This is a genomic window from Peribacillus sp. NPDC058075 (assembly GCF_042885195.1).
Lineage (GTDB): Bacteria > Bacillota > Bacilli > Bacillales > DSM-1321 > Peribacillus.
In genome coordinates, this window is sequence record NZ_JBHVSL010000001.1 from 1497775 (window position 1) to 1522288 (window position 24514).

The following is a 24514-nucleotide window of genomic DNA, read 5'->3' on the forward strand; positions in this document are numbered from 1 at the left end:
AGGATTTAAGGTGCCTTTCGATTGAAGGTTATTAGGAGGATGAATGATGAAGCGTATTTTATTAGCGGAGGATGAGGAAGTGTTACGAATGCTCGTGGTTGACACTTTAGAGGATGAAGATTATAAGGTTGACGAAGCAGCGGATGGCATGGAGGCCGTACAGCTTCTCGAAAGCAATACGTATGATCTTATAATTCTTGATTATATGATGCCTGGATATACGGGATTGGAAATCATTGAAAAAATCCAGTCGTCTGATATTAAAAACCAAGGGAAAATCTTGATGTTATCTGCAAAAAGCCAACAATTTGAACAAGAAAGGATATTGGAAGCTGGTGCGGATTATTTCATGGCCAAACCATTTAGTCCGTTAAAATTAATAGAAAAAATAGAGGTCATTTTGCATGAAACTGAATCCTTACTTTACTAAAAGCCTATCTAGGCAAGTTGTCTCTTTAATGACGGGTTGCATCATTTTATTTATTGTCGTAACAGGGATTTTATTTTATTTTTTGCAGTCTTTGAATGCTGAATATATCCAACAGAGGCAAATTATTGTGGATAAACAATTGTTGATGGATGAAATATTCGATCAATATAATACGGTCTTTTTAGATATTAGGGGATATATAGCATTCGGTAATGATGCATTGAAGGATAAGGCATTAAATGAGGAAACCTCAATTTCCGAAAATATTGAAGCGTTTAAGGAGATTGCTAATACAAAGGATGATAAGAATATATCCAAACAGCTTGAGACATTTACTGAATATTATTTTAGTGGAGTTCTGCCCTCCTTCTTTGATTCCGAAAAAGGGGGGGAGGTAGAGGTTGAAAAAATGGAAAGTACTGAAATTACAGCACAAATTACGAAACTTCGCAGTACTATTAAATCTTACTCTGGCACTTTAACGGAAAGGCTCGATAAAAATGTGAGTGATCTCACGAAAGAGCATTCCATTATTCAAGGAGCCTTTGTCGGATTCGTTCTTATTTTTTTATTCATCTTCTTATTCATCGTCAGATCGATCATCAGGAACATAGGAAGACCTCTTTCGGATTTTTCAATAGCGGCGAATGAAATTGCAGCCGGACGGGAGGCTGTCATTTCCGTCAAGGAAAACCGTAAGGATGAGCTTGGGGTTTTGTCCATTGCATTCAAAAAAATGTTTACTAGCGTTCAGGAAAAAGAGCAGGAACTGATGGCGCATAATGAAGAACTCCTTGCACAGCAGGATGAACTTCAAGCCCAGCAAAATGAACTTCAGGCAACACTTGGAATCATCACTGAAAATGAGCACAAGCTCACGAGGAGAAATGAACTGATCAATGGTATATCATCGACCTTAGATAAAAAGGAAGTGTTAAAAAGCATTGTCCTTAATATGAGCAGATTGATTTTTGCCGATCAGGGAATGATTGCTTTAGTTCATGAAGATGCTTTCTCGTCATTCGGAATTTCTGAAAATGGCGTACGGCAATTCCGGAATAATATCCACAGCGGTTTGAATCATCGTCTTCTTGAAGAGAAGAAACCCTTCACAATAAAGAGAGAACAAGATGTGGCTGAGAAAGGGTATCATGAAAATAAGAATTATAGTTATGATTTATATCTTCCCGTTTTATCCACGTTTAAAGAAGTGGATGCCATCATGGTTTTCAGCAGGTATGGGACCCCGTTTACCGATCAGGAAGTCGAAGAATGCGAAACGTTGGCTAAACAAATTTCAACGTCTCTTGACAAGATCAAGCTCTACGAACAGACGGAAGAGAATAGGAGGCTGAATCAGGACATCCTGAACACGATTCAGGAAGGCATCCAGTTGATTGATCAGGAAAGAAAGGTCATTCAGGTCAATCAGCCATTTTGCGATATTTTTAAAACAGGTTCTTTTCCTGAGCAAATAATAGATTTGCCGTGGGAATCGTGGAGTGCTGAAATGGCTGGTCAAATGGAGGGGGAGAGGTTTTTACAAGCAATGGATGAAGCGATTGATAATCTGGAGGGAGTAAATTATGAAGAACGAAGCTTTACATTCAAAAAGAAAGAGAGTAATCAGGTAATAAAAGTATATCTTGAGACACTACATTATCGCGAAGAAGGTCATGGTACAATTTTGGTTTATCGTGATATTACAAAAGAATATGAAGTGGATCAAATGAAGTCCGAATTTGTCAGTACAGTTAGTCATGAATTAAGGACACCGCTTGCAAGCGTACTTGGTTTTACCGAATTGATGCTGAACAAAACATTGAAACCTGAAAGGCAGACAAAATATTTACAAACAATCTATAATGAAGCAAAAAGGCTAACCGCACTTATCAATGATTTCTTGGATGTTCAAAAAATGGAGTCCGGTAAACAGATATATGAAAAAAAATATGTGGAAATCATTCCATTAATTCAAAAGGTGATTGAACATCTAGAAATTAATACAGCACAGCATGATATTCAGCTCAATATCGAAACCAAGGATTTAATGATTCTAGGAGATCGCTTGAAAATTGAACAAGCTTTTTCCAATCTGCTAAGCAATGCAATCAAATATTCTCCGGATGGGGGAAGGATCTCTGTCCTTGTATATAGCAGGAACGATATGCTTTCCATCGATATCCAGGATGAGGGATTAGGCATCCCAAAAGAATCACTGCCGCATTTATTCCAGAAATTTTATAGGGTCGATAATTCAGATCGCAGGCGGATTGGAGGAACCGGACTTGGATTAGCCATTGTTGATGAAATCATAAAGTCACACGGCGGAAATGTTACGGTGGTTTCCGATTATGGACATGGAAGTACATTCACCATATCCTTACCCAGAGTAACTCTGAAAGAAGTTGGACTGAACAATGATGGCCAGTCAAGAAAACTGAGCCATGAAATTATGGTCATTGAAGATGATATTAACTTAGCGGAACTGTTAAAATATGAATTGATGGACAGTGGCTTCCACGTCAGCTATTTCAAAAGTGGTAGAAAGGCATTTCAAAAGCTAAAAAGCTCACCTCCTGATGCCATTGTACTGGATATCCTTCTTGAAGAGGGAGAGATGGACGGCTGGACGATCTTGAGGGAATTAAAAGGTTCAGCTGACTTGAATGAGATTCCCGTTTTTGTATCGACCGCACTTGACGAAAGGGAGAAGGGAATTTCCTTGGGAGCAAAGGACTATTTAGTTAAACCGTATAAACCGAGCCAATTATCCAAAGTGATCATGCATACTTTATTAAGTAACGGTAAACAAGGGCATATTCTGGTTCCGCAGGCATTCCATGAAGAAAACAAGGGTTAAAAAATAAAAAACCTTAATAGGTATACAGAACAACAAAAAAATGATAAATTCAAATATGTTGGAAAAATAAATAATTGGGTACAATTGTAGGTAAAGGTAAGTTACAGGAGGATTTTTATACATGCAAAAAATTCAGGCCGGCATGGCTGTAGAGTTAGAAGTGGAACGTAAGGCTGATTTCGGATGGTTTTTAACAGATGGTTCAGAAGATGTCTTACTTCATCATAATGAAATGAATGAAGAAACGGAACTTGAGATTGGCGATGAAGTAACTGTGTTCATCTACCATGACAAACAAGCAAGGCTAACAGCGACAATGAAGATACCCGAAATCCAGATTGATCAGTATGGCTGGGCGGAAGTTGTCAATGTGAAAAGGAAACTGGGTGTTTTTGTTGACATCGGTCTTTCCAAAGATATTCTTGTATCACTGGACGACCTTCCGAATATAGATCGATTATGGCCCGAGGTTGGTGATCGTTTATATGTATCCCTGAAGACAGATCGTCATGATCGCCTGTTTGGTAAACTTGCAACGGAAGATGTAATTCAGGAGATTGCAGTAAAAGCCCCTTTAAAAGGAGTCCGTAACACCAGTATTAAGGGAAATGTCTATCGTTTGCTTATGGTTGGATCTTTCTTTATTTCACAAGAAGGGTACCGCTGTTTCATTCACGAAAGTGAACGCAATGAAGAGCCCCGCCTTGGTGAATTAGTTGAAGGGCGCGTCATTGATAGTAAAGAAGATGGAACGCTTAACGTTTCTTTAATCCCCTTTAAACAAGATTTAATGGGGGAAGATGCCGATGTCATTTTCAAATATTTAATGAATCGCGGCGGTGCAATGCCTTATGGTGACAAAACGCCACCTGATGATATCAAGTTTCACTTCGGTTTGAGCAAGGGAGCGTTCAAGCGTGCGATCGGCAAACTAATGAAAGAAGAAAAGATTTATCAGGAAGATGGTTGGACATATTCGTCAGACCGTAAATGAAAAAAGGCAGCGGATTATCTCCGCTGCCTTTTTTCTTGTGAATTTCATCAAAAGAACTTCTTTTTACCTTTTTCTTCTTTTAAAATCTCCACAGCTTCCCTGAATCTCATCGAATGGACAATTTCCCTCTCACGCAAAAATCTGAGGGAATCATTGATATCAGGATCATCCGAGATGTCAATCAACCATTGGTAGGTTGCTCTGGCCTTCTCCTCGGCGGCGATATCTTCATATAAATCCGCAATGGGATCTCCTTTGGCTTGGATATAAGTGGCGGTCCATGGATTCCCCGCAGCATCATGATAATAAAGGGCACTATCATGATTAACATAATGATCCCCTAGCCCGGCGGCAGCCATCTGCTGAGGTGTGGCATCTTTTGTAAGCTTATAAATCATCGTAGCGATCATTTCCAGATGGGCAAATTCTTCCGTTCCGATATCCGTAAGCAAGCCAATCACTTTATCAGGAATTGTATATCGTTGATTTAAGTAACGGAGTGCTGCAGCCAACTCACCATCAGCACCTCCGTATTGTTCTATTAAGTACCTTGCCAATCTAGGATTACAGTCTCTTACTTTAACAGGATATTGCAGTTTCTTTTCATAAACCCACATAGATATCTCTCCTTATACCTGCCATGGCCAAGGGCCTTGGCCCCATTCCCATTTATTTTCACCGCCTGGACTGTTTCCAAAACCCAATAATGGACCATATTTAGGCTCAAAAACCGATTTCAATTGTTTGGAGTATTCATGAAATTGATTGAATTGCTGTAATGCTTGCTGATCGTTAGGATGTGTATCCAAATAAAGAGTCAACTCGACAAGTACGAAGTCCGCAGCCTGTATTTGTTCAAGTAACTGATAATATTCATCATCCAGTTTCTTATTCATTTATGTCTCCCTTTCCCGGTATGGATTATCATAAAAGTCATAAAAGAATTTCCAAAGTGTACCGTATTTCAAGGCTTCCTCCGGTGTGAACTGCTCCAAATTCGGCGGTTGAAAATGAATATACAAATTAGGAGGTGTCCTGTAGTATTTTCTCCCAATAGGCGGGCAAGGATCGAATTTACTATGGAAAGGTTTATATGACTTAACTAAAGTAAAAGTCTTTTCACGAGTCAAAAAAAATACCTCCTTTGTAAAAATATAGCCTTTAATTCTTATGCCTGGGTAATGAATAATATGACTCCCTTGGTCTGGGAAGGTAATTATCTGGAAAATAATGTTTTTTCAGAATATTATAAATTATTGTTATAGTCCCGTTATCTTACTGTGATGTTTGTCATCTATTCTTTATCTGTTTGTTCTTTGTATAGAAAAAAACTATGTTAAGATTTAACTTGTAGCTTATAAAGCAGCTCACAAGGAGGTAACAACATATGAAAAAATCAATCTTATCGTTAGCGGCAGCGGCTGCTATATCCGGTGCATTCACAATTCCGGTACAAGCAGAAGATGTCAAAGTGAAAGATGGAGACACATTATGGGGGATATCTCAAACACATAAAGTATCAGTAGAAGATATTAAGTCTTGGAACGATTTGTCTTCAGACGCGATTTATGCCGGAGAAACCATACATATTTCTCAAGAAGAGCATTATAAAGTAACGTCAGGGGACACATTATCGGAAATTGCACACAAATATGATGTAGCGGTAAATGATATTAAATCTTGGAACGGTTTAAATTCAGATACGATCCATCCTGGTCAAGAACTGGTCATTAAACCGGCAGCTAACAAAGTCGAAGCCGCTAGTGTAGAGCCTGCACAGAAATCAGAGCAAGCTGCACCAGCGGAGCAATCCAAACCAGCAGAGCAATCTAAGCCAGCAGAACAAACAAAGCCGGTTGAACAATCGGAACCAGCAGACACAAACAATGAATCCAAAGATCAAGCAGAATCTGGAAAAGAGATTACTGTTAGTGCAACCGCCTATACGGCTGATTGTCAAGGCTGCAGCGGAACAACAGCCACAGGAGTGGATTTGAAAGCTAATCCAGATGCAAAGGTGATTGCTGTTGATCCTTCAGTCATTCCGCTAGGATCAAAGGTTTTTGTTGAAGGTTATGGCTACGCAACGGCAGCCGATACAGGCAGTGCCATCAAAGGGAATAGAGTGGACATTTTTGTTCCAAACGAACAGGATGCCGTGAATTGGGGCGTTAAAAACGTTAAAGTGCAAATCCTGAATTAATTTAACCATGCAAACATGTTTATATATTGAAAAAGCAGACACAGACATAGTGTGTCTGCTTTTTTTGTCCTTTAGGTTGTCGGGAAAAGCAGGTACAATGGAAGAAATAGATCCTGATAAATCCTTAGAAGGTAAATAGGAGGAATAGTGAATTGATTGAAAAAGCGCGTGAATATTTACAAGAATACTTTGGTTATGAGTCATTCCGAAAAGGTCAGGAACAGATTATCGAACAGGTATTGGGAGGAATAAACACGGCGGGAATCATGCCTACCGGCGGAGGTAAATCAATATGTTACCAAATTCCAGCCCTTCTGTTACCAGGTGTAACACTCGTTATATCCCCACTAATTTCCTTGATGAAGGACCAGGTAGATGCCCTCGAACAAACTGGGATTGATGCCACGTTTCTTAATAGCTCCATTTCTGGGTTGGAATCATCCAATAGAATGAACGATATTAAACACGGAAGATATAAGTTGGTTTATTTGGCGCCGGAACGATTGGAAAATCCTGCGTTTCAACAGGATCTATTTAATGTGGATATTTCATTGGTAGCCATCGATGAGGCACACTGTATATCACAATGGGGTCATGACTTCAGACCAAGCTATTTAAAAATCAAAACCCTATTGAAAAACATGCCATCAGCTCCGACAGTACTGGCATTAACGGCAACAGCCACACCGCAAGTTACCGACGATATATGTCAGACGCTCGGAATATCAGAGCAGCATACAATATCAACAGGATTTTCCAGAGGCAACCTGTTCTTTTCCGTAGTTAAAGAAGAAAATCGCGGCCGGTTTTTAATGCGCTATATAGAGAAAAACAAAAATGAATCGGGTATCATCTATGCAGCCACTAGGAAAGAAGTCGATTCCTTGTATGCGAAGCTTATTAAAGCGGGATTCAAAACAGGTCGATACCATGCTGGCATGAATGAACATGACCGTTCGGAACAGCAAGAGCAATTCATTCGTGATGACATACCCTTGATGGTAGCGACATCTGCCTTTGGTATGGGGATCGATAAATCGAATGTTAGATACGTCATCCATTACCAAACTCCAAAGAACATGGAGAGTTATTACCAGGAAGCGGGCCGTGCAGGAAGGGATGGTTTGGATAGTGAATGTATCCTTTTATATTCCCCTCAGGATATGCAGATACAGCGTTTCTTGATTGATCAATCAAATCCCTCGCTGGAGTGGCAATCCCAGGAATTGAAGAAATTGAACAGAATGAAGGATTATTGTTTTACCGAAGGGTGCTTGCAAGCCTTCATCCTTCAATACTTTGGAGAAGAAAACCCTGAGGATTGCGGTCATTGCGAAAATTGTACAGATAAACGTGACTCTGTAGAAGTAACTACACAGGCACAGATGGTCCTTTCATGCATGTTGAGAATGGGTGAGCGATTCGGTAAAACGATGATTTCCCAAGTGCTTACGGGATCACGCAATAAGAAAATTGAAGAGTTCGGATTCCAGAAGCTCTCAACCTATGGAATCATCAATGATCAATCAGCGAAGGATGTAGGTGATTTCATTGATTTCCTGACAGCAAAACAGTATATCGAAATGACGGGCGGCCAGTTTCCGGTACTTAAAGTTACCAATGCTGGCAGGGAAGTGCTATTGGGACAGAAAAAAGTACTGCGAAAGGAAATAAAAAATGTAAGCAGCATCAGTGCGGATCATGGGTTGTTTGAAGAGTTGAGACAGTTAAGAAAAGAATTGGCTGTTAAGGAAAATGTACCTCCATTCATTATTTTTTCTGATGCATCCTTGAAAGATATGGCCGTCAAACTGCCGAGAACGGAAGAGGAATTCCTGGAAGTTAAGGGGGTTGGGATGCAGAAATTCGAACGCTTCGGAGCATTGTTTTTACAAGGGATTTCCCAGTATGTACAGGCACATCCTGAATTAGAAACGAATACTATGGTTACAAAGGAAACGGTAAAGCGAGCTACTAAACCATCTCACTTAGAAAGCTATCGCTTATATCAGGAAGGCAAATCAATCAAGGAAATAGGAACATTGAGGGGACTGTCTGCCATTTCAATTGAAAATCATTTATTAAAGTGTGCAGAAGAACACTTGGATATCAAATGGGATGAGATTTTCTTGAAGAAAGAATTTGATCTTGTTTTGGAAACTGCAAAACAATTGGATTCTGAAAAATTGAAACCACTAAAAGAAGCCCTTCCTGAGAATATTTCCTACTTTATGATTAAAGCGATCTTGGTTAAAGCAGGACTGGAAAACGAAAGGTGATAAGGTTTTTTGGATAATTTTTTTCATTGAATAAATAAGAATATGGTTTAATGCGTATACTAGGAATGATAAAAAGGTGAAATTTCGCGCCTTTAATCAGAGTCTTTATATAAAAAAGAGGAGGTTGCTCATGTATTTTGGTAAAAAGAATTCAGAGGAACCAGAAATCGTTATGGAAGATACGATAGTATATGCGTGCGGATCAGCAGACTGTAATGGTTGGATGAGAAAAGATTTTGCCTCGGAAAACTATGATTGCCCAATGTGTGGAAGTCAATTAGTTGAGGAAGTCAGGGAACTACCTAAAATTGAAAATGAGTATAATGCGTTTAAATAAAAGAGGTGAATCTTAGCCTCTTTATTTTTTTATTTTAAAATGACGTAGAGCGGAGTGGTTTTATTCTGGGTTAATGCTTTACATATAAAAATATGTGTGGTATCATTGAATTTCAGTGTTATGAAAAGAAAGCACTGGAGGGTAATTTAAAGTAACATTTTTATTAATAAAATAATTTTTCATCGTTTTCATGATGAAGTAGAATCAAGTTAAACATATTTAGAAAAAAGAAATACATGTAATCACCAAGTATTTTCCTCGATCCATTTCTGTTCTTCATTAACTTACTTCTATGTACCATTTGTCTTTTGGAAATTAATCTACCCAATTGGAATTACGGACGGTTTTAATTAATAAACATGTACTTACAAGCTTTTATCTGATTCTCGCAGGCACGGTCTAGGAACCGTATGGATGGGAGAGAGGCAGGGCTTTCATTGTTTTAGGTTTTGGCATTAAAAATTACTCTCAGGCTCGATGTTCCATCGAACGAGCAGGAAGAACCATATGGAATGGATTCTTAAACAGCGCAGTCTCGATTATCTTGAAGGGTAAGTCAGGGACTGTGTTTCATTTTGAGGAGTACTTTCTTTTTTAGAATCTTTCCTCAAATATATAAAGCATATATATGATATAATGGTTACTAAGATATGAAAAATTCATGTCGTAATCTCAAGTTCTTACCATTCAAAAAGTTTGGTTGAAAGAACAATGATCATACTTAGATTTGCGAATGGGTATTTACTCACAATTTAGATTAAACGCCATCTATTCTTCTTTTATCTTTATGGCTTGTGATCTGTTATGCAGGACGGAGTCAATTCAATTCTAAGGAGTGAGATATATGTATAGAAGAAATAATACGGAAGAAATCATTCCTGAAGAAACAAAGGTGTGGGAATGTACATCAGAAGATTGCAAAGGTTGGATTCGTGATAACTTTACAAGTAATGATGAACACGTTTGTCCGTTATGTAGCAGCGAGATGAAACCCGGCACCAGAATGCTTCAAGCAATCAACAATCCAAGAAACTATTAAGGTCATAAAAAAAGCTGAAGGGGATTCTCCCTTCAGCTTTTTTTATCTTTTTGCCAATTGCATCAAGCAAAAAGCAGGAATGATTAGTGGATATCTTTTTTCTTGAATCGACCGCCTCGAACTTCCGCGATATCCCCAACGGCAAGAAATGCAGATGGATCGAAACTTTTGACTATCTCTTTAAGTTTAGCTTCCTCAAGCCTGTTTATTACACAAAAGATGACTTTTTTATCATCACCAGAATAAGCACCTTCACCAGCTAAAAAGGTTACGCCCCGTCCAAGGCGATTCATGATGGCATCACCGATATCATTAAATTCATCGCTGATAATCCAAACAAATTTGGATTCGTCCAAACCTGCGATGACGATATCCATCGTTTTGTATGCCACGAAGTAAGCTATAATCGAATACATGGCACGATCCCACGAGAATACGAAGCCCGCACTGCCAAGGATGAATAAATTAAAAAACATGACGATCTCCCCAACGGAAAAAGGGAGCTTCTTGCTAGCGAGTATGGCAAGTATTTCTGTACCGTCCAATGAGCCGCCATATCGAATGACCATTCCAACACCAATGCCAAGAATCATTCCGCCGAAAGCGGACGCTAGGAGGATATCTTGAGTGAAAGCTGGTACATGATGAAGCAATGTAGTGGTAATGGAAAGGACTAAAATTCCATAAAGGGTAGATAATGCGAAGGTTTTACCGATTTGTTTATAACCGATAAAAAAGAAAGGAAGATTCAAAATGAATAGAAAGATTCCGAGCTTCCATCCAGTAATATAAGATAACATAATCGATATACCCGTTATGCCGCCGTCGATTACGTTATTCGGCACTAAAAAAATCTCGAGGCCGACAGCCATCATAACCGCACCGATTGTAATTAGTAGACCTCTCTGTAAAATTTGTCTGAGTGTTAATTTTTTATGCTGGGTCTTCTTTTGCATAATTTCTGTTGTACTTGCACCTGCCAGGTCTGACATAATCATGCCCCCCACTCCTTCTCTCTATATAGGTTCTATTTAATTATAAACCTATAGGTATAATTAAATAAAGAAATTAACATTCTTGATTATTATATTTCCTAATAATTAATTTTGTTATTGATAAAGTCCTGCAATGCTGAATCAGGGTTGAAAATGCTTGTCAATACCATGTATTCCTATTCTACTCCATACAAAACAATAGTATTTCTAATTTTTATGATTTTATGATGGAATCCAGCATTTTCTTGAAATATAAGGTGGACAGAAATAATCAGTGTGTAAATATATAGGAGTAAGGAAATAAAAAACCTTTGAGCTACTATGGATTTCCATTACAATATAGGAGAATAGAACGTTTGAGGTGGTCAAGTAAAAAAATGGAACAATCAATTGTGGCATCAAATCCTGTCCTCTTTATGATTGCAGTACTTTTGATAATAATGGCGTGTTATACGGCGTTGGATTTACTGACAACATTACTGACGATAGAGAAATATAAACGCCTGGTGTATATTGGGAGCAGCTGCTCTATGGGAGTGGCTATTTGGACGCTTAATTTTGTGGTCATATTCACCCTTGATAATTCAGGAATGGCAGCATACAGCATGGCTACAATAATTTTTTCGTTAGCATTGGCGATAGCTCTCGCAGGAGTTGGGTTATTGGCCATATCGTATAAAACACAAGTGTTGCAAATCGTTTTTTGCGGCTTCATGTTTACGTTGGCCATTTTATCCAATTATATAATGGGAACATCTTCTTTAAATCACTCTTTGCACTTTAGTCCATTTTCGGTCTTCATTACGCTTTTCAGTATCTTTAGTTTATTTGTAGCGGCACTTGCCATACTATTTTATTTTAATAAATTAAGTCAATCCTCGCTAAAGCCAATCAGTACTCTCTTGATGAGCGGGGCAATCATTGAAGGCTATTATCTTTTTTTAAGAGTGTTACCGATGAACGCGAAAAATGAAACGGGTGTATTTGTTCCACTCACTCCATTTATGCTTTATCTTACATGCTTCGTTTCATTATTCATCCTTGCCAGCTTGATCGCTTCAAGTACGATCGTAGGCAGGCGGTTGGCAAAAAGCGACAATACTGTGAGCGATATCCGTTATGCTCTAGATCAATCGGCGATCGTCGCCATCACCGATGCAAAAGGAATCATTACATATGTTAACGAAAAATTCCTGGAAATATCACAATATGAAAAATATGAACTAATAGGGAAAAATCATTCCATCATCAATTCTGGTTATCATTCAAAAGAATTTTTCGCAGACCTATGGCTTACGATCAGCCAAGGGAAGACATGGCATGGTGAAATATGCAACCGGGCTAAAGATGGTTCTGTTTATTGGGTGGATACAACTATCGTTCCTTTTATGAAAAAAGGTAAGCCATATCAATATATTTCCATCCGTTCAGATATTTCTAGTCGTAAAAAAGCAGAAAATGCACTAAAGGGGTCAATCAAGGAACTGGAGGATATGCAATATGCAATCAACCAATCCTTGATAGTGGCCATTACCGATGATAAAGGCGTCATTATCGAAGTGAATGAAAAGTTCTCCGAGATTTCCGGTTATGGGAGAAGTGAATTGGTAGGCCATACACATAAGATGGTTAATTCTGGATACCACTCAAAGGAATTTTTTGAACATATGTGGAAGACCGTCCATGAACGGAAAGTTTGGAAGGGTGAAATTAGAAACAAGGCGAAAGACGGCAGTTTTTATTGGGTCGATACAACTATTGTTCCATTTTTCAGCGAAGAAGGAAAGCCATTTCAGTTTCTGGCACTTAGATATGATATAACTGAGCGTAAACAATCGGAAGAGATGCTCCATCGACAGGATAAATTAGCCGCTGTCGGTCAGCTTGCTGCTGGAGTGGCACATGAAATACGGAATCCGCTGACCTCCATGAAAGGGTATACGGAATTTTTGCAATTAGATGAAACGGACGAAAATAAACAAGAATATCTGGAAATAATCATGGACGAAATCAATCGTGTGAATGAGATAGTTGAAGAGTTCTTGCAATTGGCCAAACCACAGGCCTTGATATTGGAATCGAAGAATCTTGTGCCGATCATTCAAAATGTCGTATCTTTGACGGATTTTGAAGCCAGGAAGAGGAACATCACGCTGATTTCGGATTTAAATGAAGAAGAAATCCTCGTTCGTTGTGATGAGAATCGATTAAAACAAGTCCTATTGAACTTCATTAAAAATGGTATCGAAGCTATGCCTGACGGTGGGTTCATAAAAGTCATGACTGAACTTAAAGAGGATAAAGTGCATATATCAATTACCGACACAGGAATTGGGATGCCGCCAGAGCAGCTTAAGAGACTTGGAGAACCATTTTTTACAACGAAAAAAACTGGTAATGGGTTGGGTCTCATGATCAGCTTTAAAATCATAGAAAGCCATTTGGGAAATGTCTTTGTCGAGAGCGAGGTCAATAAAGGTACAGTCTTTAATATCGTGCTCCCTATTTAATATCCATAATAGGAAGCAATGAATTAAAATACTTTATAGAAGCTGTCTGCGTGGGGGAACTGGATTTGGATAAACAAAAGCATGTCAATATTATTAGCTTGAAGGTATTTTACCTATTTTCTTTTTTTGCAGTAGGAAGTTTAACACCGCTATTAAGCGTTTATTTGGCCAATGAGGCTGGTTTGTCCGGTATTGAAATAGGTACGATCATGTCTGTTGGACCGATAGTGATGATCGTTTTTCAACCTTTTTGGGGAATTATCTGTGATTGGAGCGGCAGACCGGCAAAAATACTGGCAGTGACATCGTTGCTTGCTGGTGTATTCGGTTTAGGCTACTTACTGTTCGAGCACTATTTACTTATAGTATCCGTCGCAATCGCTTTGGCTATCTTTCAAAGTGCGATAATACCGGTTTCAGATAGCATCACCCTCCAATATACAACAAAAATCAAATCGAATTATGGGAAAATCCGCTTATTCGGATCACTTGGTTACGGTGTCGCCGTTTTTGTAATGGGAAGGTTATCTGAATCCGTCATGGGTCCTTCAGTGATATTTTATGCCTTTTTCTTCGGGCTTTTGATTGCGGCAAGTCTTGCTCTTCGTTTGCCTGAAGAGCCACCTGGGGGAAAGGTGAAGCTTTTCGGTGGAATGAAAGAATTGATCACCATGAAACGATTTCTTATCTTTCTTGCCATAACATTCCTGCTATTTGGTCCTAATCTTGCAAATAATGTATACTATGGTTTGTTTGTAGAGGCAAGGGGAGGGACATATACAGGAATTGGCATTGCGTTCCTTTTAGCTGTATTATCGGAAATCCCCTTTATGAGAATCGCAGGTACCTGGATTCATAAAATAGGCCTGCTGCCAATTACTTTATTGGCTGGAACGGCCTCATTGGTCCGCTGGGTTTTGTACTTCACCGAACCAAGTTTGGCTACTGTATATGTGACTTCGATCATTCAAGGGTTTTCACTTGGCTTATTCATTCCTGCAGCTTTACAATATATCAGGGAAGTAGTCCCTGCCCGAATAACAGTAACAGCAATAACGCTTTATTCCGCCATTGGCAATGGATTGGGTAACTGGTTCAGTACCTTCAGCGGCGGGATAATCTTGGAGAAATCAGGAATATATACTGTCTATTTATTTTATGGTTTACTCACGCTGATCGGGATGCTGCTTACAATATGGCTCATGAGGATAAATATAAAATTTAAAGTATTGGAAAAACCCATAGGTACAATAGAAAAATGATGGGAAATATTGCGAGAGACCTCTTTACCTTTCATGGTGAAGAGGTCTTTTTTACTTGTCTCTCTACAAGTTTGAGAGAAGGCCTGCTAAATGATCAAGCAGAAAAGCCGAATGAAATTCATTTAACCCATCAGACTGTAGACAAACTCGATTAAAAGCTTTTTAAGGGTTTGTACAGTTTAAACGTTGATTAATCAACTTTGTTATAAAATTTAGATAGAACTCCTTTTGTAATCCTTTTCCGCTTTTTTTATTGGTAACTTTATAATAATTGTAATTTTTATCCAGAACAATCAGTTTTTTGTTTTTGGAAATAATATGATTTAATGGAAGGTAGAGAATGAATGGAAGGGTGAGTGTTTTGAGCAAACCAAAAGTGTTGGCTGCTACCATCGTATCAGCTCTTATCGGCCTGTTTTTTTTATTTTGCCTTGGATGGGCGATTACTGACCATTACGGAAAAAGAACTACCGATAGAGAAGTAATTGAAGAAACCCCCATTAAAAATGATCTTCCTGATGATTTTTCGGTAGTGGCGTTAGGCGATTCATTGACACGTGGAACAGGTGACGAAACAGGGAAAGGCTACGTTGGACTTGTTGTTGAAGATTTGAAAAGTGAGTACAAGAAAAAACCAATCATTCATAACCTAGGAATTAATGGACAAGTGTCTAAAGAATTAGTACAGCAAGTGAAACAACCGGAAGTGAAGCGCCAAATCCAGGCAGCTGATGTTATTTTAGTTACAATCGGGGGTAACGATTTATTTCAAAAAGGCCAGACCCTGCTTGAATATGATCGTGAAGCTATATCTGTATCACAAAAGAATTTCTTGGGAAATTTACATGAAATTTTTAAAGATATCAATAAAGTCAATGATACAGCTACCATTTTATTGCTTGGGCTGTATAATCCGTTTATAGATCTGGATGAAGACTTCGATACGAACCGCATTGTTCGTGACTGGAATAATGAAACGGCAGAAGTTGTGGCTCTTTTTCCAAATGCTATTTTCGTTCCAACATTTGATTTATTTCAATTGTCGGTAAATGAGTATTTGTATTCGGATAAATTTCACCCTAATAAGAAGGGGTACCGTTTAATTGCTGATAGAGTTGCTCCTTTAATAAAATGGGAGGATGTGGAACGATGAAACAGGTGACATTGTCTGTCAGGGACTTGAGAAAAAGGATTGGCAAAAGGGAAATCATTAAAGGAATAGATTTTGAGCTGAATGAAGGGGAAGTTTTCGGCTTTTTAGGACCGAATGGAGCAGGCAAGACGACGACGATCCGCATGTTGGTAGGTTTGATTAAGCCATCCTCAGGTTCCATCCATATATGCGGGTATGATGTCCGTCAGGAATTTACGAAGGCAATGAAGCAAATGGGCTGCATCGTTGAAAATCCAGAGTTGTATCCTTTTTTGAGCGGATGGGATAATTTGCTCCACTTTGCAAGAATGTTACCTGAAGTTGATGAAACAAGAATGATCGAGGTTGTTGAACTCGTAGGTCTGCAAGCGAGAATTCACGATAAAGTGAAGACTTATTCGTTAGGTATGAGGCAGCGCTTAGGAATCGCGCAGGCCATGCTAAACAGACCTAAGCTGTTGATTTTGGATGAACCGACCAACGGACTAGATCCTGCCGGAATCCGTGAAATGCGGCAATTCATAAGAAAGTTGGCTGAAGAAGAAGGTATGAGCGTTCTGGTTTCTTCACACTTATTAGGTGAAATACAGCAACTTTGTGACCGGGTCGCAATTATTAAAGGGGGGGAAATTATCAAAACGGATACGGTGGAAAGCTTATTATCCACGCAGGAGCGGATATTTTGGCGGGTGGAACCTATACAAAAGGGAGCGGAAATTCTTAGCGGCTTTACCGAAATTAACATAGATCAAAAATATATCATTACTGCCTACGATGAACTCAAAACACCCGAATGGAATGCTGCACTTAACCAAGCAGGGGTGAGGGTGCATGAAATGAATCGAAAGCTCCCGGGATTGGAAGAATTGTTTTTGCAAGTGACCGGTGTCGGAGGTGCAGGCATTGAATAACTTGATTCAAAATGAAATGATGAAGCTGTTGGCAAAGAAACGTTTAATCATAATCGGTATCATCGTGGGAATTTTAGTGCTGATGTTTACATATGCCCAATACAAACAAGTAGAACAGCAGCGGGAGAAGTTGGGAACTGATGATTGGCGTTCAGCTCTTCAGCAGCAAATCATAGATACTCAAAATCGATTGGGCTCGAATAGGATGCTCGATGAGTGGCGTGAACAGCTGCAAGTAAGTCTGAAGCAGCAGCAATATTATCTAGATCATGATATCAATCCCTCAGAACCAGGCGCAGCCACCTTTACACGCATGTTTTTGGAAAATGCAATCGATTTGTTCATACCGCTGTTGATCATGATTGTGGCTAGTGATATGGTTTCTTCCGAAAGTAGTCAAGGGACGATCAAGCTTTTGTTGACCCGGCCAGTGGAGCGATGGAAAATCTTATTGAGCAAATATGTAACATTATTATTATCGGTTTCGATTATCGTGGCGATGACAGCCTTATTATCTTACCTTTTATCCGGTATCGTTTTCGGATATCAAGGATGGGGGGCCCCTGTAATAACCGGATTCGAATTGAATGGGGCTGACGTGGATGTCAGTCAAGTTAGGTTAGTGGAACAATGGAAATTCCTATTGATGGATTTGGGACTTGTCTGGCTGGTGGCGGTTGTTGTAGGAACCCTTTCTTTCATGCTTTCGGTTTTAGTGAGAAGCACCCCTGCAGGCATGGGCATCATGCTGGCTGCATTAATTTCCGGGGCTATATTGAACAATATGGTTTCATCATGGGAATCAGCGAAATATTTCTTTATGGTGAATTTGAAATTGACCGCTTACATTAGCGGGACGGCTCCACCGATTGAAGGGATGACTTTATTATCCTCCGTCATTACTCTGCTCGTTTGGTGGGCGCTTGCTTTAATTGTATCTTATACAGTATTTACCCGGCGGGATGTATACTGAGAAACTGCCTAACAAATAATAGGTTGTTTCAGTTTGTTGACATAGATGGTTACGGAGTTTCGCACCCTGAACATGATTATAAAAGATGCCTCAGTTCGGCGACACAAAATGGGGTTCGGGTCCGAATATTGAGGCGAAGGCCGAAAAAATTCGTGGAAGGTCGAATAAGGTGCAGGGAAGGTCGAATAAAGTGCAGGGAAGGTCGAATAACTTGCGTGGACGGTCGAATAAAGTGCAGGGAAGGTCGAATAACTTGCGTGGACGGTCGAATAAGGTGCAGGGAAGGTCGAATAACTTGCGTGGACGGTCGAATAAAGTGCAGTGAAGGCCGAAAAACGGCATGATCGGCCGAAAAACGGTGCCGTGACTGTCGAAAAAAGTCCGGCTGGAATCAACTGCAACTTTTTTAAAATAAAAAAACTGTAGACAAACTTGCTCTTATTCGAGTTTGTCCACCTAATGGTGTTCGGAATGGTCTCATTTCGAATCCTTTCACGGCTTAATCAAGGAAAGAATACCATGAATTTAAAACAAAGACCTGGTTATCCTCATGAATTTTTACTGTTTATATGAACTGAAAACTCATTGGATTGAAGAAATTTGCGATACTCCTGACGAATAACTGACTAGCCGAGACCCGCTAGATGCTTCCGGAGAGGAGGTTTGGAAGACAGTCGGCGGAAAGGATAGCTAAGTTGATTGGAACGGAAGGTACGAGACTCCTGCGGGAAAAGCGTGTCCAAGGGAGACCCCACAGGCGCAAAGACGCCGAGGAGGCTTCCGGACCGCCCGCGGAAAGGAAATCAACGCCTACAAAAGGTGGGGCGGAAAGGGAGCGGATTTGAAATCATCTGCAACTTTTTTAAAGAACTGTAGACAAACTCGCCTTCGAATCTTTCTTATTGTCTGAAACAGCCTATATAAATTATAGGTTGTTTTTTATTTTCTCGTACAGGGTATCCTTTATAAAACAATATGTTCAAATTAGGAGGATTATAAATGGATGATAATCATTTGAATAAAAAATTCATGCCAATGACTTCAGTTTCCAGTGGAGATGTACAGAATATAAATGAGGATATATATTGTCTGTCCGTCCAAATCGTTAATGTCATTTTTATAGGGTCAAAAGATGATAAATGGGTATTGGTAGATGCAGGGATGCCGCGTTCAGCAGAGGTAATAAAGAAAACGGCTGAAGAAATATACGGACCGCAAAATCCACCTGCCGCGATTATTTTGACACATGGACATTTCGATCATGTTGGTGCACTGATTGAGTTAATGGAGTATTGGAATGCTCCTGTCTATGCCCACATTAAAGAAATGCCTTATTTAACGGGACAGGAAAATTATCCAGAACCTGATCCTACTGTTGAAGGGGGAATGGTCGCTAAAATTTCATGGGTATTTCCGAATGAGGGAATCAACCTTGATGAAAAAGTTCAGCCATTGCCTGATGATCATAGTGTACCCGGGCTTCACGATTGGAAATGGGTTCACACCCCTGGCCATTCGAAAGGACATATATCACTTTTCCGTGAAAGTGACCGAAGTTTGATTGCTGGTGATGCTTTTGTGAATGTCAGGCAAGATTCCCTATACAAGGTTATCACTCAGGAGAAAGAAATAGCAGGCCCGCCGCGGTATTTGACTACCGATTGGGAGGCTGCCAAAGAATCGGTAAGGTTATTGGAAAGTCTGATGCCGACTGTTGCCATAACGGGACATGGTTATCCTGTTGAAGGGAAAGAACTGGAAATGGGTTTAGCGAAGCTTGCAAAGGAATTCGATTCATTAGCTAAACCGGATCACGGGAAATATGTGGAATGAAGCGTGAACAAGTTTCTTGAATAATTTCTCTTCAGAAGTCAAAAATAAATAAGCAACTTATGAAAAATGGAGGGATTTCCGTGACTGAATTAAGAGATATCATGACAACAGACGTGGACTGTTGCACTGCGGAAGATAATATATATGAAGCAGCAGTCAAAATGAAGAATGAAGATGTTGGTGTCATTCCTGTATTAGAAAATAACGATTTAATTGGTGTTATTACAGACAGGGATATCGTCATTCGCTGTGTTGCCGAGAAAAAGCCGAATTCAACTAGAATTACCGATGTCATTTCCACCAATCTTGTAACAGGCTCGCCTGATATGTCAGTGGAGGAAGCTGAGGAGTTAATGGCTACCGAACAAATCAGAAGGCTCCCTATCATTGAGAATGACAAGCTGGTCGGAGTCGTGGCATTAGGAGATCTTGCTATACACCAACAGACAAATTCAATGGCAGGAAATGCTTTAAGTTCAATTTCCGAAGACAGAGACCAAATTCAACACTAAAAACAAAAGCTCTGTTAGCTTTTGCTAACAGAGCTTTTATTTTTAAAGATATTTATTGAACCACCCTTTGATTTCCTCAATATGCTGCAAGCGCATTTTCGGAGATCCGCTTCGGGATACTTCATGAGTTTCATCTGGGAAGGAAACAAGTACCGCTTCCTTATTTTGACGTTTTAAGGCAACGAAAAATTGCTCACTCTGTTCAATGGGACAGCGGAAGTCCTTATCACCGTGAAGTAAAAGTAAAGGGGTATCCACATCGGAAACATATTTTAATGGAGAGTGCTGCCATAATTTTTCAGCAGAGTTAACGATATCGCCGCCAACTTCCCACTCTGTAAAATAATAGCCGATGTCACTGACCCCATAAAAACTTAGCCAGTTACTAATGCAACGCTGAGTAACAGCGGCCTTGAAGCGGTTGGTATGTCCGATGATCCAATTTGTCATGAACCCTCCATAACTTCCTCCGGATACCCCTAAATCTTCTTGATCAATGAAATCAAACGTAGCTAAAACGTGATCAACTCCAGCCATTAAGTCTTTATAATCCATGCCTCCATAATCGCCCCGGCAGGCATTTACGAAGTCTTGGCCATATCCTACACTCCCGCGCGGGTTAGTGAACAATACAGTATACCCTTCATTAGCCAAGGTCTGGAATTCATGTACATATGTATTGGCATACATCATATGCGGACCGCCATGGATTTCTAAAATGAGCGGATATTTTTGATTACCATCAAAATCGGTCGGTCTCATGATCCAGCCGTGGATGGTAAGTCCATCAACGGATTGAAATGTAATGGGTTCAGCCGTGGACAAATGTTTATCCTTCAAAAAACTCTCATTAACAAAACTGATTTGTTCCTTATCGCCATTGGTAAGGTTATAAGCAAAGAGATCGCCGGGATGAACAGGTGTACTGATGGCCACGACAGCACGGTGGCTTTCGGGATCTATAGTCAGGCCGTATATATGCTGCGGGTCAAGGATTGATGGATACATGGCTCCTTCAATCGAACCATAATATACCCCAGTATTTCCGTAATCACTTATTAAGAAGTAAAAACCTTGGCTATCGTTTGTCCACAAAATACCTGGGTCGACGGCTCCGATCTGGAAATCCCCAATTGCGGAATCGCCTATTTGGACGTCCCACCCATCGGTCAAACACTGAGTCGTTTGATCGAAAATGGAGTATAACCAGATATTTGAAAAGGTGGCACCGGCAAATTCTTTATTATGGCCAATGAAAGATAGATATTCGCCATTTGGAGACCATTTCGGATCTCTAAAGAAACCTGTACTATCCGTTATCTTCTCTAAAGATTTCGTTTCAATGTCCATGATGAAAATATCGGAAAAAAGTTCATCATCACTTCTTTCTGCATCCCCGCTTACGAAGGCAATATGCTGTCCGTCTGGGGACCATGCATTCGGTTGATGATCCACATTGTTTTCCGTTAGCAATGTGGATGCTCCATTAAAAATGTCCACTATAACCAGCTGTTGATATAACTGATCAAAATAGCCTCTTCCATCCCATTTATACTTAATCCGGTCATACCTATTAACTTCTTTGGTCAAATCATTTTCTTTAACCGTATTAAGGTTTTCGTCTTCCTTTAACCCGGTAGAAAGCAGCAGCTTGGTGGAACAAGGAGACCAAATAGGTTTTGATGCGCCGTTAACAAAATGGGTCAACTGGCGAGCTTCCCCGCCAATGCTCCCAATAATGTGAACTTGTTTTTTTCCTGATCTGTCTGATATAAAGGCGATATGCTTGCCGTCAGGGGACCAGGCTGGTGATGTATCACGATTATCCCCAAATGTCCATTGCTTTGTTTCATTCGTAATTAGGCTGAACATAAACAGATTGGAAATATATTTTTCCGTTTTTTCATCGATTCTGGTTTGGACATAAACCGCCATACTGCCATCCGGTGATAGCTTTGGATCGGTCACTGATTTCAAGTGAAATAAGTCTCTTGCTGTTATACCTATTTTGTTCATCCTTTTCACCCTTTCATTTCTCATAGTTATCTATTTCGCTAAAGAGAAATATAATTCCTTTAGTAAATGGTAAACGCGTAAGGTTTATTTATCAAGGACGAAAGAAATGAAAAAATCCGGCCTTTTCGACAGGTCGGATTATCAGGATATATAGGCAAAAAACATACAATTACTTATGCATGTGTCGTGTATGTGGGCGGTGCGGAGGTATTTGGAAATTATGTTCTTCCATCATTTTATAATGTTTTTCAAAGTGTGAAACCATTTTATCAGCTTCTTCTTTTGAAAGCGCGCCATACTCGACATATTTTTGGATCAATGTCTTTTTGTCAGCGAGTATTTGCTTTTGGATCTTGGCGATTACAGATTTTTGAGCATCAGTGAATTGTACACGTTCGGTTTCTGCTTTATTTTCCTCTGCAGCTGGGTGATTCACGTTGACTAAGAATAGGGAACAGGCTGTTAAACAGATGACTAAAAACTTTTTCATGAATGAACGACTCCTTCTTTTATTTTTTTGCCTTATGAAGAATTGTAGAACAGTTAAAACCTGAAAGTCTCTTCCTTGTAAATGTTTTTCCTTATGGAAGAATCCTTATTTCTTTATTATCATTTACAGCATTTACAGTTTTATGTAAAAAATAGGTAGGGGTTTGTTAAAGGTAGATATGGGTAATTTAAATGTAAGCAATAATTTGATGTAACTTCTTATTAAAAAAACCTTAAAGAATGGGGGAGTATCATGATTTGGACAATTATTGGTGTAATAATATTATTATGGGTTCTTGGTTTAGTCTTTAAAGTGGCTGCAGGCTTTATACATATCTTGCTTATCATCGCGGTCATTCTCATTTTGGTTAAATTTTTTAAGGGGAGGAATCGAATGTAGATGTGAATCGAATGTCGGGCGTGGAAAAGCTTATAAATACCAATGTTAAAGGCGGCCTGGTGAACAGGCCGCCTTTAACTGTAGACAATTTGATCTCCACTCCAGGCACTCGCTTTCCGCGGGCGGTCCGGTAGCCTCCTCGGCGCCCTTGCGCCTGCGGGGTCTCCCTTGGACGCGCTTTTCCCGCAGGAGTCTCTTACCTTCCGTTCCAATCAACTTTGTTTTAAAATTCAGAAAGAACCCCTTTTGTCTACAAATTGAGGCGGCCTGGTGAGTAGGTCGCCTTTTAAATTTCCATCAAGTTGTCAATCGTAAGGAAGTGGCTGGCCTAACAGTCTCTTATGGATCCATATCGCTGCTTGGGTGCCATCCCCCATTGAAATGGTGACTTGTTCTGAATGGGCAACGAGGTCACCGCCTGCCCAGACTCCTTTAATATTCGTTTCTTTAGTCCGGGGATGAATCACGACATGATTGTTGTCATTGACTTGCACTCCTAATTGTAGGGCTAGGTCATTATTAAGTTTGTTCCCTTTAAACGCCGTGAATGCTTTTTCAGCCTCGACTATTTTACCGGAGACTAATTGTATGCCCGTTAGCTGCTGTTTGTCGTCGACATGAACCTCACAAACTTCTTCTTCGATTACGGGAATCTGATTTTCCTTTAATTTTTCCCTATAATCATCATCAATTACTGTTTTCAAATGATTTACGTAAACGATATCCTTTGACCAATATAAAAGTGTAAGAGCCATGCCCGCACCCGTATTTCCGCCTCCAAGAACAACGGTTCGCTTATCCATGATCTCATACCCATCACAGTCAGGGCATATATATGTGGATGTCCCAAGAGTTGGATAGATGTTTTTGATTGGTGGAATGTTATCGGTGATGCCGGTACCGAGAAAGATCATTTTTGCTTGATATTCCCTGTCATTCTTTGTTCGGATAAAAAACTTGTCCTGTTTTTTTTCAAGAGATGTCACTGTATCATCCAAGAATTCGACGCCAAATTTTTCAGCGTGCTGTTTGCCAAGCGTCCTTAATTGTTTACCGCTTACCCCATCCGGCCATCCGAGAATGTTATGGTAAGCCTTGGCAATGGATGAGCGGCCTTGAGCAGAATCAATGACGATAATATTATGTTTATATCTTCCAAGCTGTATAGCTGCCTGAATACCGGCTATACCTCCACCAATAATAATGCAATCTGCTTGTTTCATGAATTCACCGCCCATAAATTTGGAATAAACCTAGTGTTATTCTATCTGTAAAAAATATACCACTAGTCGCTGGCGCTTAAACAAAAAAGGAG

At 39.7% G+C, this 24514-nt stretch carries 22 protein-coding genes; 15 read left to right on the forward strand and 7 right to left on the reverse strand.

Translation table 11 applies throughout. The features are described 5' to 3' along the window. Window positions 1-46 precede the first annotated feature (46 nt). The 3 genes from ACFVS1_RS07535 to ACFVS1_RS07545 all read left to right on the forward strand — a co-directional run bounded on the left by ACFVS1_RS07535 (window position 47) and on the right by ACFVS1_RS07545 (window position 4287). The gene (locus ACFVS1_RS07535) at window positions 47-430 is read left to right on the forward strand and encodes a response regulator transcription factor (RefSeq protein WP_387546084.1); all 384 of its coding nucleotides are present in this window, start codon (window positions 47-49) and stop codon (window positions 428-430) included. Beyond that, window positions 405-3293 carry an ATP-binding protein gene (locus tag ACFVS1_RS07540; protein ID WP_352922802.1) on the forward strand — a complete coding sequence of 963 codons (2889 nt, stop codon included), beginning with the start codon at window positions 405-407 and terminating at the stop codon, window positions 3291-3293. The genes ACFVS1_RS07535 and ACFVS1_RS07540 overlap by 26 nt, the downstream gene beginning before the upstream one ends. A 121-nt stretch (window positions 3294-3414) precedes the next feature. Then, window positions 3415-4287: a CvfB family protein gene (locus ACFVS1_RS07545; RefSeq protein WP_387546087.1), complete on the forward strand. Its 873-nt coding sequence runs from the start codon at window positions 3415-3417 to the stop codon at window positions 4285-4287. 47 nt (window positions 4288-4334) lie between these two features. Here the strand turns inward: ACFVS1_RS07545 and cotJC are convergent, their stop codons facing one another. Genes cotJC through ACFVS1_RS07560 form a run of 3 tightly spaced genes read right to left on the reverse strand, consistent with a single transcriptional unit; the run spans window position 4335 to window position 5417 of the window. After that, window positions 4335-4904 carry a spore coat protein CotJC gene (gene cotJC, locus ACFVS1_RS07550; protein WP_352922807.1) on the reverse strand — a complete coding sequence of 190 codons (570 nt, stop codon included), beginning with the start codon at window positions 4902-4904 and terminating at the stop codon, window positions 4335-4337. Between the two features lie 12 nt (window positions 4905-4916). Beyond that, a complete protein-coding gene (locus tag ACFVS1_RS07555; RefSeq protein WP_063234474.1) occupies window positions 4917-5183 on the reverse strand; it encodes a spore coat protein CotJB in 267 nt (88 codons plus the stop codon). Further along, complete coding sequence (locus ACFVS1_RS07560; RefSeq protein WP_352922811.1) at window positions 5184-5417, reverse strand: spore coat associated protein CotJA; 234 nt, start codon at window positions 5415-5417, stop codon at window positions 5184-5186. It lies immediately after the preceding gene. A 257-nt stretch (window positions 5418-5674) separates the two neighbouring features. Between ACFVS1_RS07560 and ACFVS1_RS07565 the strand changes: the two genes are divergently transcribed. The 4 genes from ACFVS1_RS07565 to ACFVS1_RS07580 all read left to right on the forward strand — a co-directional run bounded on the left by ACFVS1_RS07565 (window position 5675) and on the right by ACFVS1_RS07580 (window position 10145). After that, a complete protein-coding gene (locus ACFVS1_RS07565; RefSeq protein ID WP_387546090.1) occupies window positions 5675-6490 on the forward strand; it encodes a LysM peptidoglycan-binding and 3D domain-containing protein in 816 nt (271 codons plus the stop codon). Between the two features lie 152 nt (window positions 6491-6642). After that, window positions 6643-8769, forward strand: a complete 2127-nt coding sequence (gene recQ / locus ACFVS1_RS07570) for a DNA helicase RecQ (protein WP_387546092.1) — start codon at window positions 6643-6645, stop codon at window positions 8767-8769. Window positions 8770-8899: 130 nt separating this feature from the next. Beyond that, on the forward strand, window positions 8900-9106 hold the full coding sequence (locus ACFVS1_RS07575; RefSeq protein WP_061463486.1) for a cold-inducible protein YdjO-related protein: 207 nt from the start codon (window positions 8900-8902) through the stop codon (window positions 9104-9106). An 844-nt stretch (window positions 9107-9950) separates the two neighbouring features. Continuing rightward, window positions 9951-10145 (forward strand): cold-shock protein, encoded by a 195-nt coding sequence (locus ACFVS1_RS07580; RefSeq protein ID WP_034307294.1) that lies wholly within the window; start codon window positions 9951-9953, stop codon window positions 10143-10145. 83 nt (window positions 10146-10228) lie between these two features. Here ACFVS1_RS07580 and ACFVS1_RS07585 read toward each other — a convergent pair whose 3' ends face one another. After that, window positions 10229-11143: a YitT family protein gene (locus ACFVS1_RS07585; RefSeq protein WP_241591009.1), complete on the reverse strand. Its 915-nt coding sequence runs from the start codon at window positions 11141-11143 to the stop codon at window positions 10229-10231. Between the two features lie 374 nt (window positions 11144-11517). Here ACFVS1_RS07585 and ACFVS1_RS07590 point away from each other — a divergent pair, with 374 nt between their 5' ends. The 7 genes from ACFVS1_RS07590 (at window position 11518) to ACFVS1_RS07620 (ending at window position 20294) form a co-directional block, all read left to right on the forward strand. Next, complete coding sequence (locus tag ACFVS1_RS07590; RefSeq protein WP_352922820.1) at window positions 11518-13650, forward strand: PAS domain S-box protein; 2133 nt, start codon at window positions 11518-11520, stop codon at window positions 13648-13650. Window positions 13651-13715: 65 nt separating this feature from the next. Further along, window positions 13716-14912 carry an MFS transporter gene (locus ACFVS1_RS07595; RefSeq protein WP_387546098.1) on the forward strand — a complete coding sequence of 399 codons (1197 nt, stop codon included), beginning with the start codon at window positions 13716-13718 and terminating at the stop codon, window positions 14910-14912. A 361-nt stretch (window positions 14913-15273) separates the two neighbouring features. Then, window positions 15274-16065, forward strand: a complete 792-nt coding sequence (locus ACFVS1_RS07600) for an SGNH/GDSL hydrolase family protein (protein ID WP_387546100.1) — start codon at window positions 15274-15276, stop codon at window positions 16063-16065. Then, complete coding sequence (locus tag ACFVS1_RS07605) at window positions 16062-16976, forward strand: ABC transporter ATP-binding protein (protein ID WP_387546102.1); 915 nt, start codon at window positions 16062-16064, stop codon at window positions 16974-16976. The genes ACFVS1_RS07600 and ACFVS1_RS07605 overlap by 4 nt, the downstream gene beginning before the upstream one ends. Beyond that, entirely contained in the window at window positions 16969-17949 is a 981-nt protein-coding gene (locus tag ACFVS1_RS07610; protein WP_387546105.1) for an ABC transporter permease, read from the forward strand. The genes ACFVS1_RS07605 and ACFVS1_RS07610 overlap by 8 nt, the downstream gene beginning before the upstream one ends. A 999-nt stretch (window positions 17950-18948) precedes the next feature. Then, window positions 18949-19782, forward strand: coding sequence for an MBL fold metallo-hydrolase (locus ACFVS1_RS07615; RefSeq protein WP_387546107.1), 834 nt, complete (start codon window positions 18949-18951; stop codon window positions 19780-19782). Between the two features lie 80 nt (window positions 19783-19862). Beyond that, a complete protein-coding gene (locus tag ACFVS1_RS07620; protein WP_387546110.1) occupies window positions 19863-20294 on the forward strand; it encodes a CBS domain-containing protein in 432 nt (143 codons plus the stop codon). Window positions 20295-20336: 42 nt separating this feature from the next. On the opposite strand, the gene ACFVS1_RS07625 is transcribed toward ACFVS1_RS07620, so the two are convergent. Together ACFVS1_RS07625 and ACFVS1_RS07630 are read right to left on the reverse strand one after the other, a co-directional pair. After that, complete coding sequence (locus ACFVS1_RS07625) at window positions 20337-22310, reverse strand: S9 family peptidase (protein WP_387546112.1); 1974 nt, start codon at window positions 22308-22310, stop codon at window positions 20337-20339. Window positions 22311-22479: 169 nt separating this feature from the next. Beyond that, a complete protein-coding gene (locus ACFVS1_RS07630; RefSeq protein ID WP_387546114.1) occupies window positions 22480-22800 on the reverse strand; it encodes a YckD family protein in 321 nt (106 codons plus the stop codon). A 252-nt stretch (window positions 22801-23052) separates the two neighbouring features. On the opposite strand from ACFVS1_RS07630, the gene ACFVS1_RS07635 reads away from it, so the two are divergent. After that, window positions 23053-23199, forward strand: coding sequence for a lmo0937 family membrane protein (locus tag ACFVS1_RS07635; RefSeq protein ID WP_352922841.1), 147 nt, complete (start codon window positions 23053-23055; stop codon window positions 23197-23199). 305 nt (window positions 23200-23504) lie between these two features. Here ACFVS1_RS07635 and ACFVS1_RS07640 read toward each other — a convergent pair whose 3' ends face one another. Then, a complete protein-coding gene (locus tag ACFVS1_RS07640; protein ID WP_387546117.1) occupies window positions 23505-24422 on the reverse strand; it encodes an NAD(P)/FAD-dependent oxidoreductase in 918 nt (305 codons plus the stop codon). Window positions 24423-24514 lie beyond the last annotated feature (92 nt).

Bases quoted from the DNA above. Each gene is read 5' to 3' on its own strand.
- ACFVS1_RS07535 (WP_387546084.1), top strand. From the start codon at position 47: ATGAAGCGTATTTTATTAGCGGAGGATGAGGAAGTGTTACGAATGCTC.
- ACFVS1_RS07540 (WP_352922802.1), top strand. From the start codon at position 405: ATGAAACTGAATCCTTACTTTACTAAAAGCCTATCTAGGCAAGTTGTC.
- ACFVS1_RS07545 (WP_387546087.1), top strand. From the start codon at position 3,415: ATGCAAAAAATTCAGGCCGGCATGGCTGTAGAGTTAGAAGTGGAACGT.
- cotJC (WP_352922807.1), bottom strand. From the start codon at position 4,904: ATGTGGGTTTATGAAAAGAAACTGCAATATCCTGTTAAAGTAAGAGAC.
- ACFVS1_RS07555 (WP_063234474.1), bottom strand. From the start codon at position 5,183: ATGAATAAGAAACTGGATGATGAATATTATCAGTTACTTGAACAAATA.
- ACFVS1_RS07565 (WP_387546090.1), top strand. From the start codon at position 5,675: ATGAAAAAATCAATCTTATCGTTAGCGGCAGCGGCTGCTATATCCGGT.
- ACFVS1_RS07575 (WP_061463486.1), top strand. From the start codon at position 8,900: ATGTATTTTGGTAAAAAGAATTCAGAGGAACCAGAAATCGTTATGGAA.
- ACFVS1_RS07580 (WP_034307294.1), top strand. From the start codon at position 9,951: ATGTATAGAAGAAATAATACGGAAGAAATCATTCCTGAAGAAACAAAG.
- ACFVS1_RS07585 (WP_241591009.1), bottom strand. From the start codon at position 11,143: ATGATTATGTCAGACCTGGCAGGTGCAAGTACAACAGAAATTATGCAA.
- ACFVS1_RS07590 (WP_352922820.1), top strand. From the start codon at position 11,518: ATGGAACAATCAATTGTGGCATCAAATCCTGTCCTCTTTATGATTGCA.
- ACFVS1_RS07605 (WP_387546102.1), top strand. From the start codon at position 16,062: ATGAAACAGGTGACATTGTCTGTCAGGGACTTGAGAAAAAGGATTGGC.
- ACFVS1_RS07615 (WP_387546107.1), top strand. From the start codon at position 18,949: ATGGATGATAATCATTTGAATAAAAAATTCATGCCAATGACTTCAGTT.
- ACFVS1_RS07625 (WP_387546112.1), bottom strand. From the start codon at position 22,310: ATGAACAAAATAGGTATAACAGCAAGAGACTTATTTCACTTGAAATCA.
- ACFVS1_RS07630 (WP_387546114.1), bottom strand. From the start codon at position 22,800: ATGAAAAAGTTTTTAGTCATCTGTTTAACAGCCTGTTCCCTATTCTTA.
- ACFVS1_RS07635 (WP_352922841.1), top strand. From the start codon at position 23,053: ATGATTTGGACAATTATTGGTGTAATAATATTATTATGGGTTCTTGGT.
- ACFVS1_RS07640 (WP_387546117.1), bottom strand. From the start codon at position 24,422: ATGAAACAAGCAGATTGCATTATTATTGGTGGAGGTATAGCCGGTATT.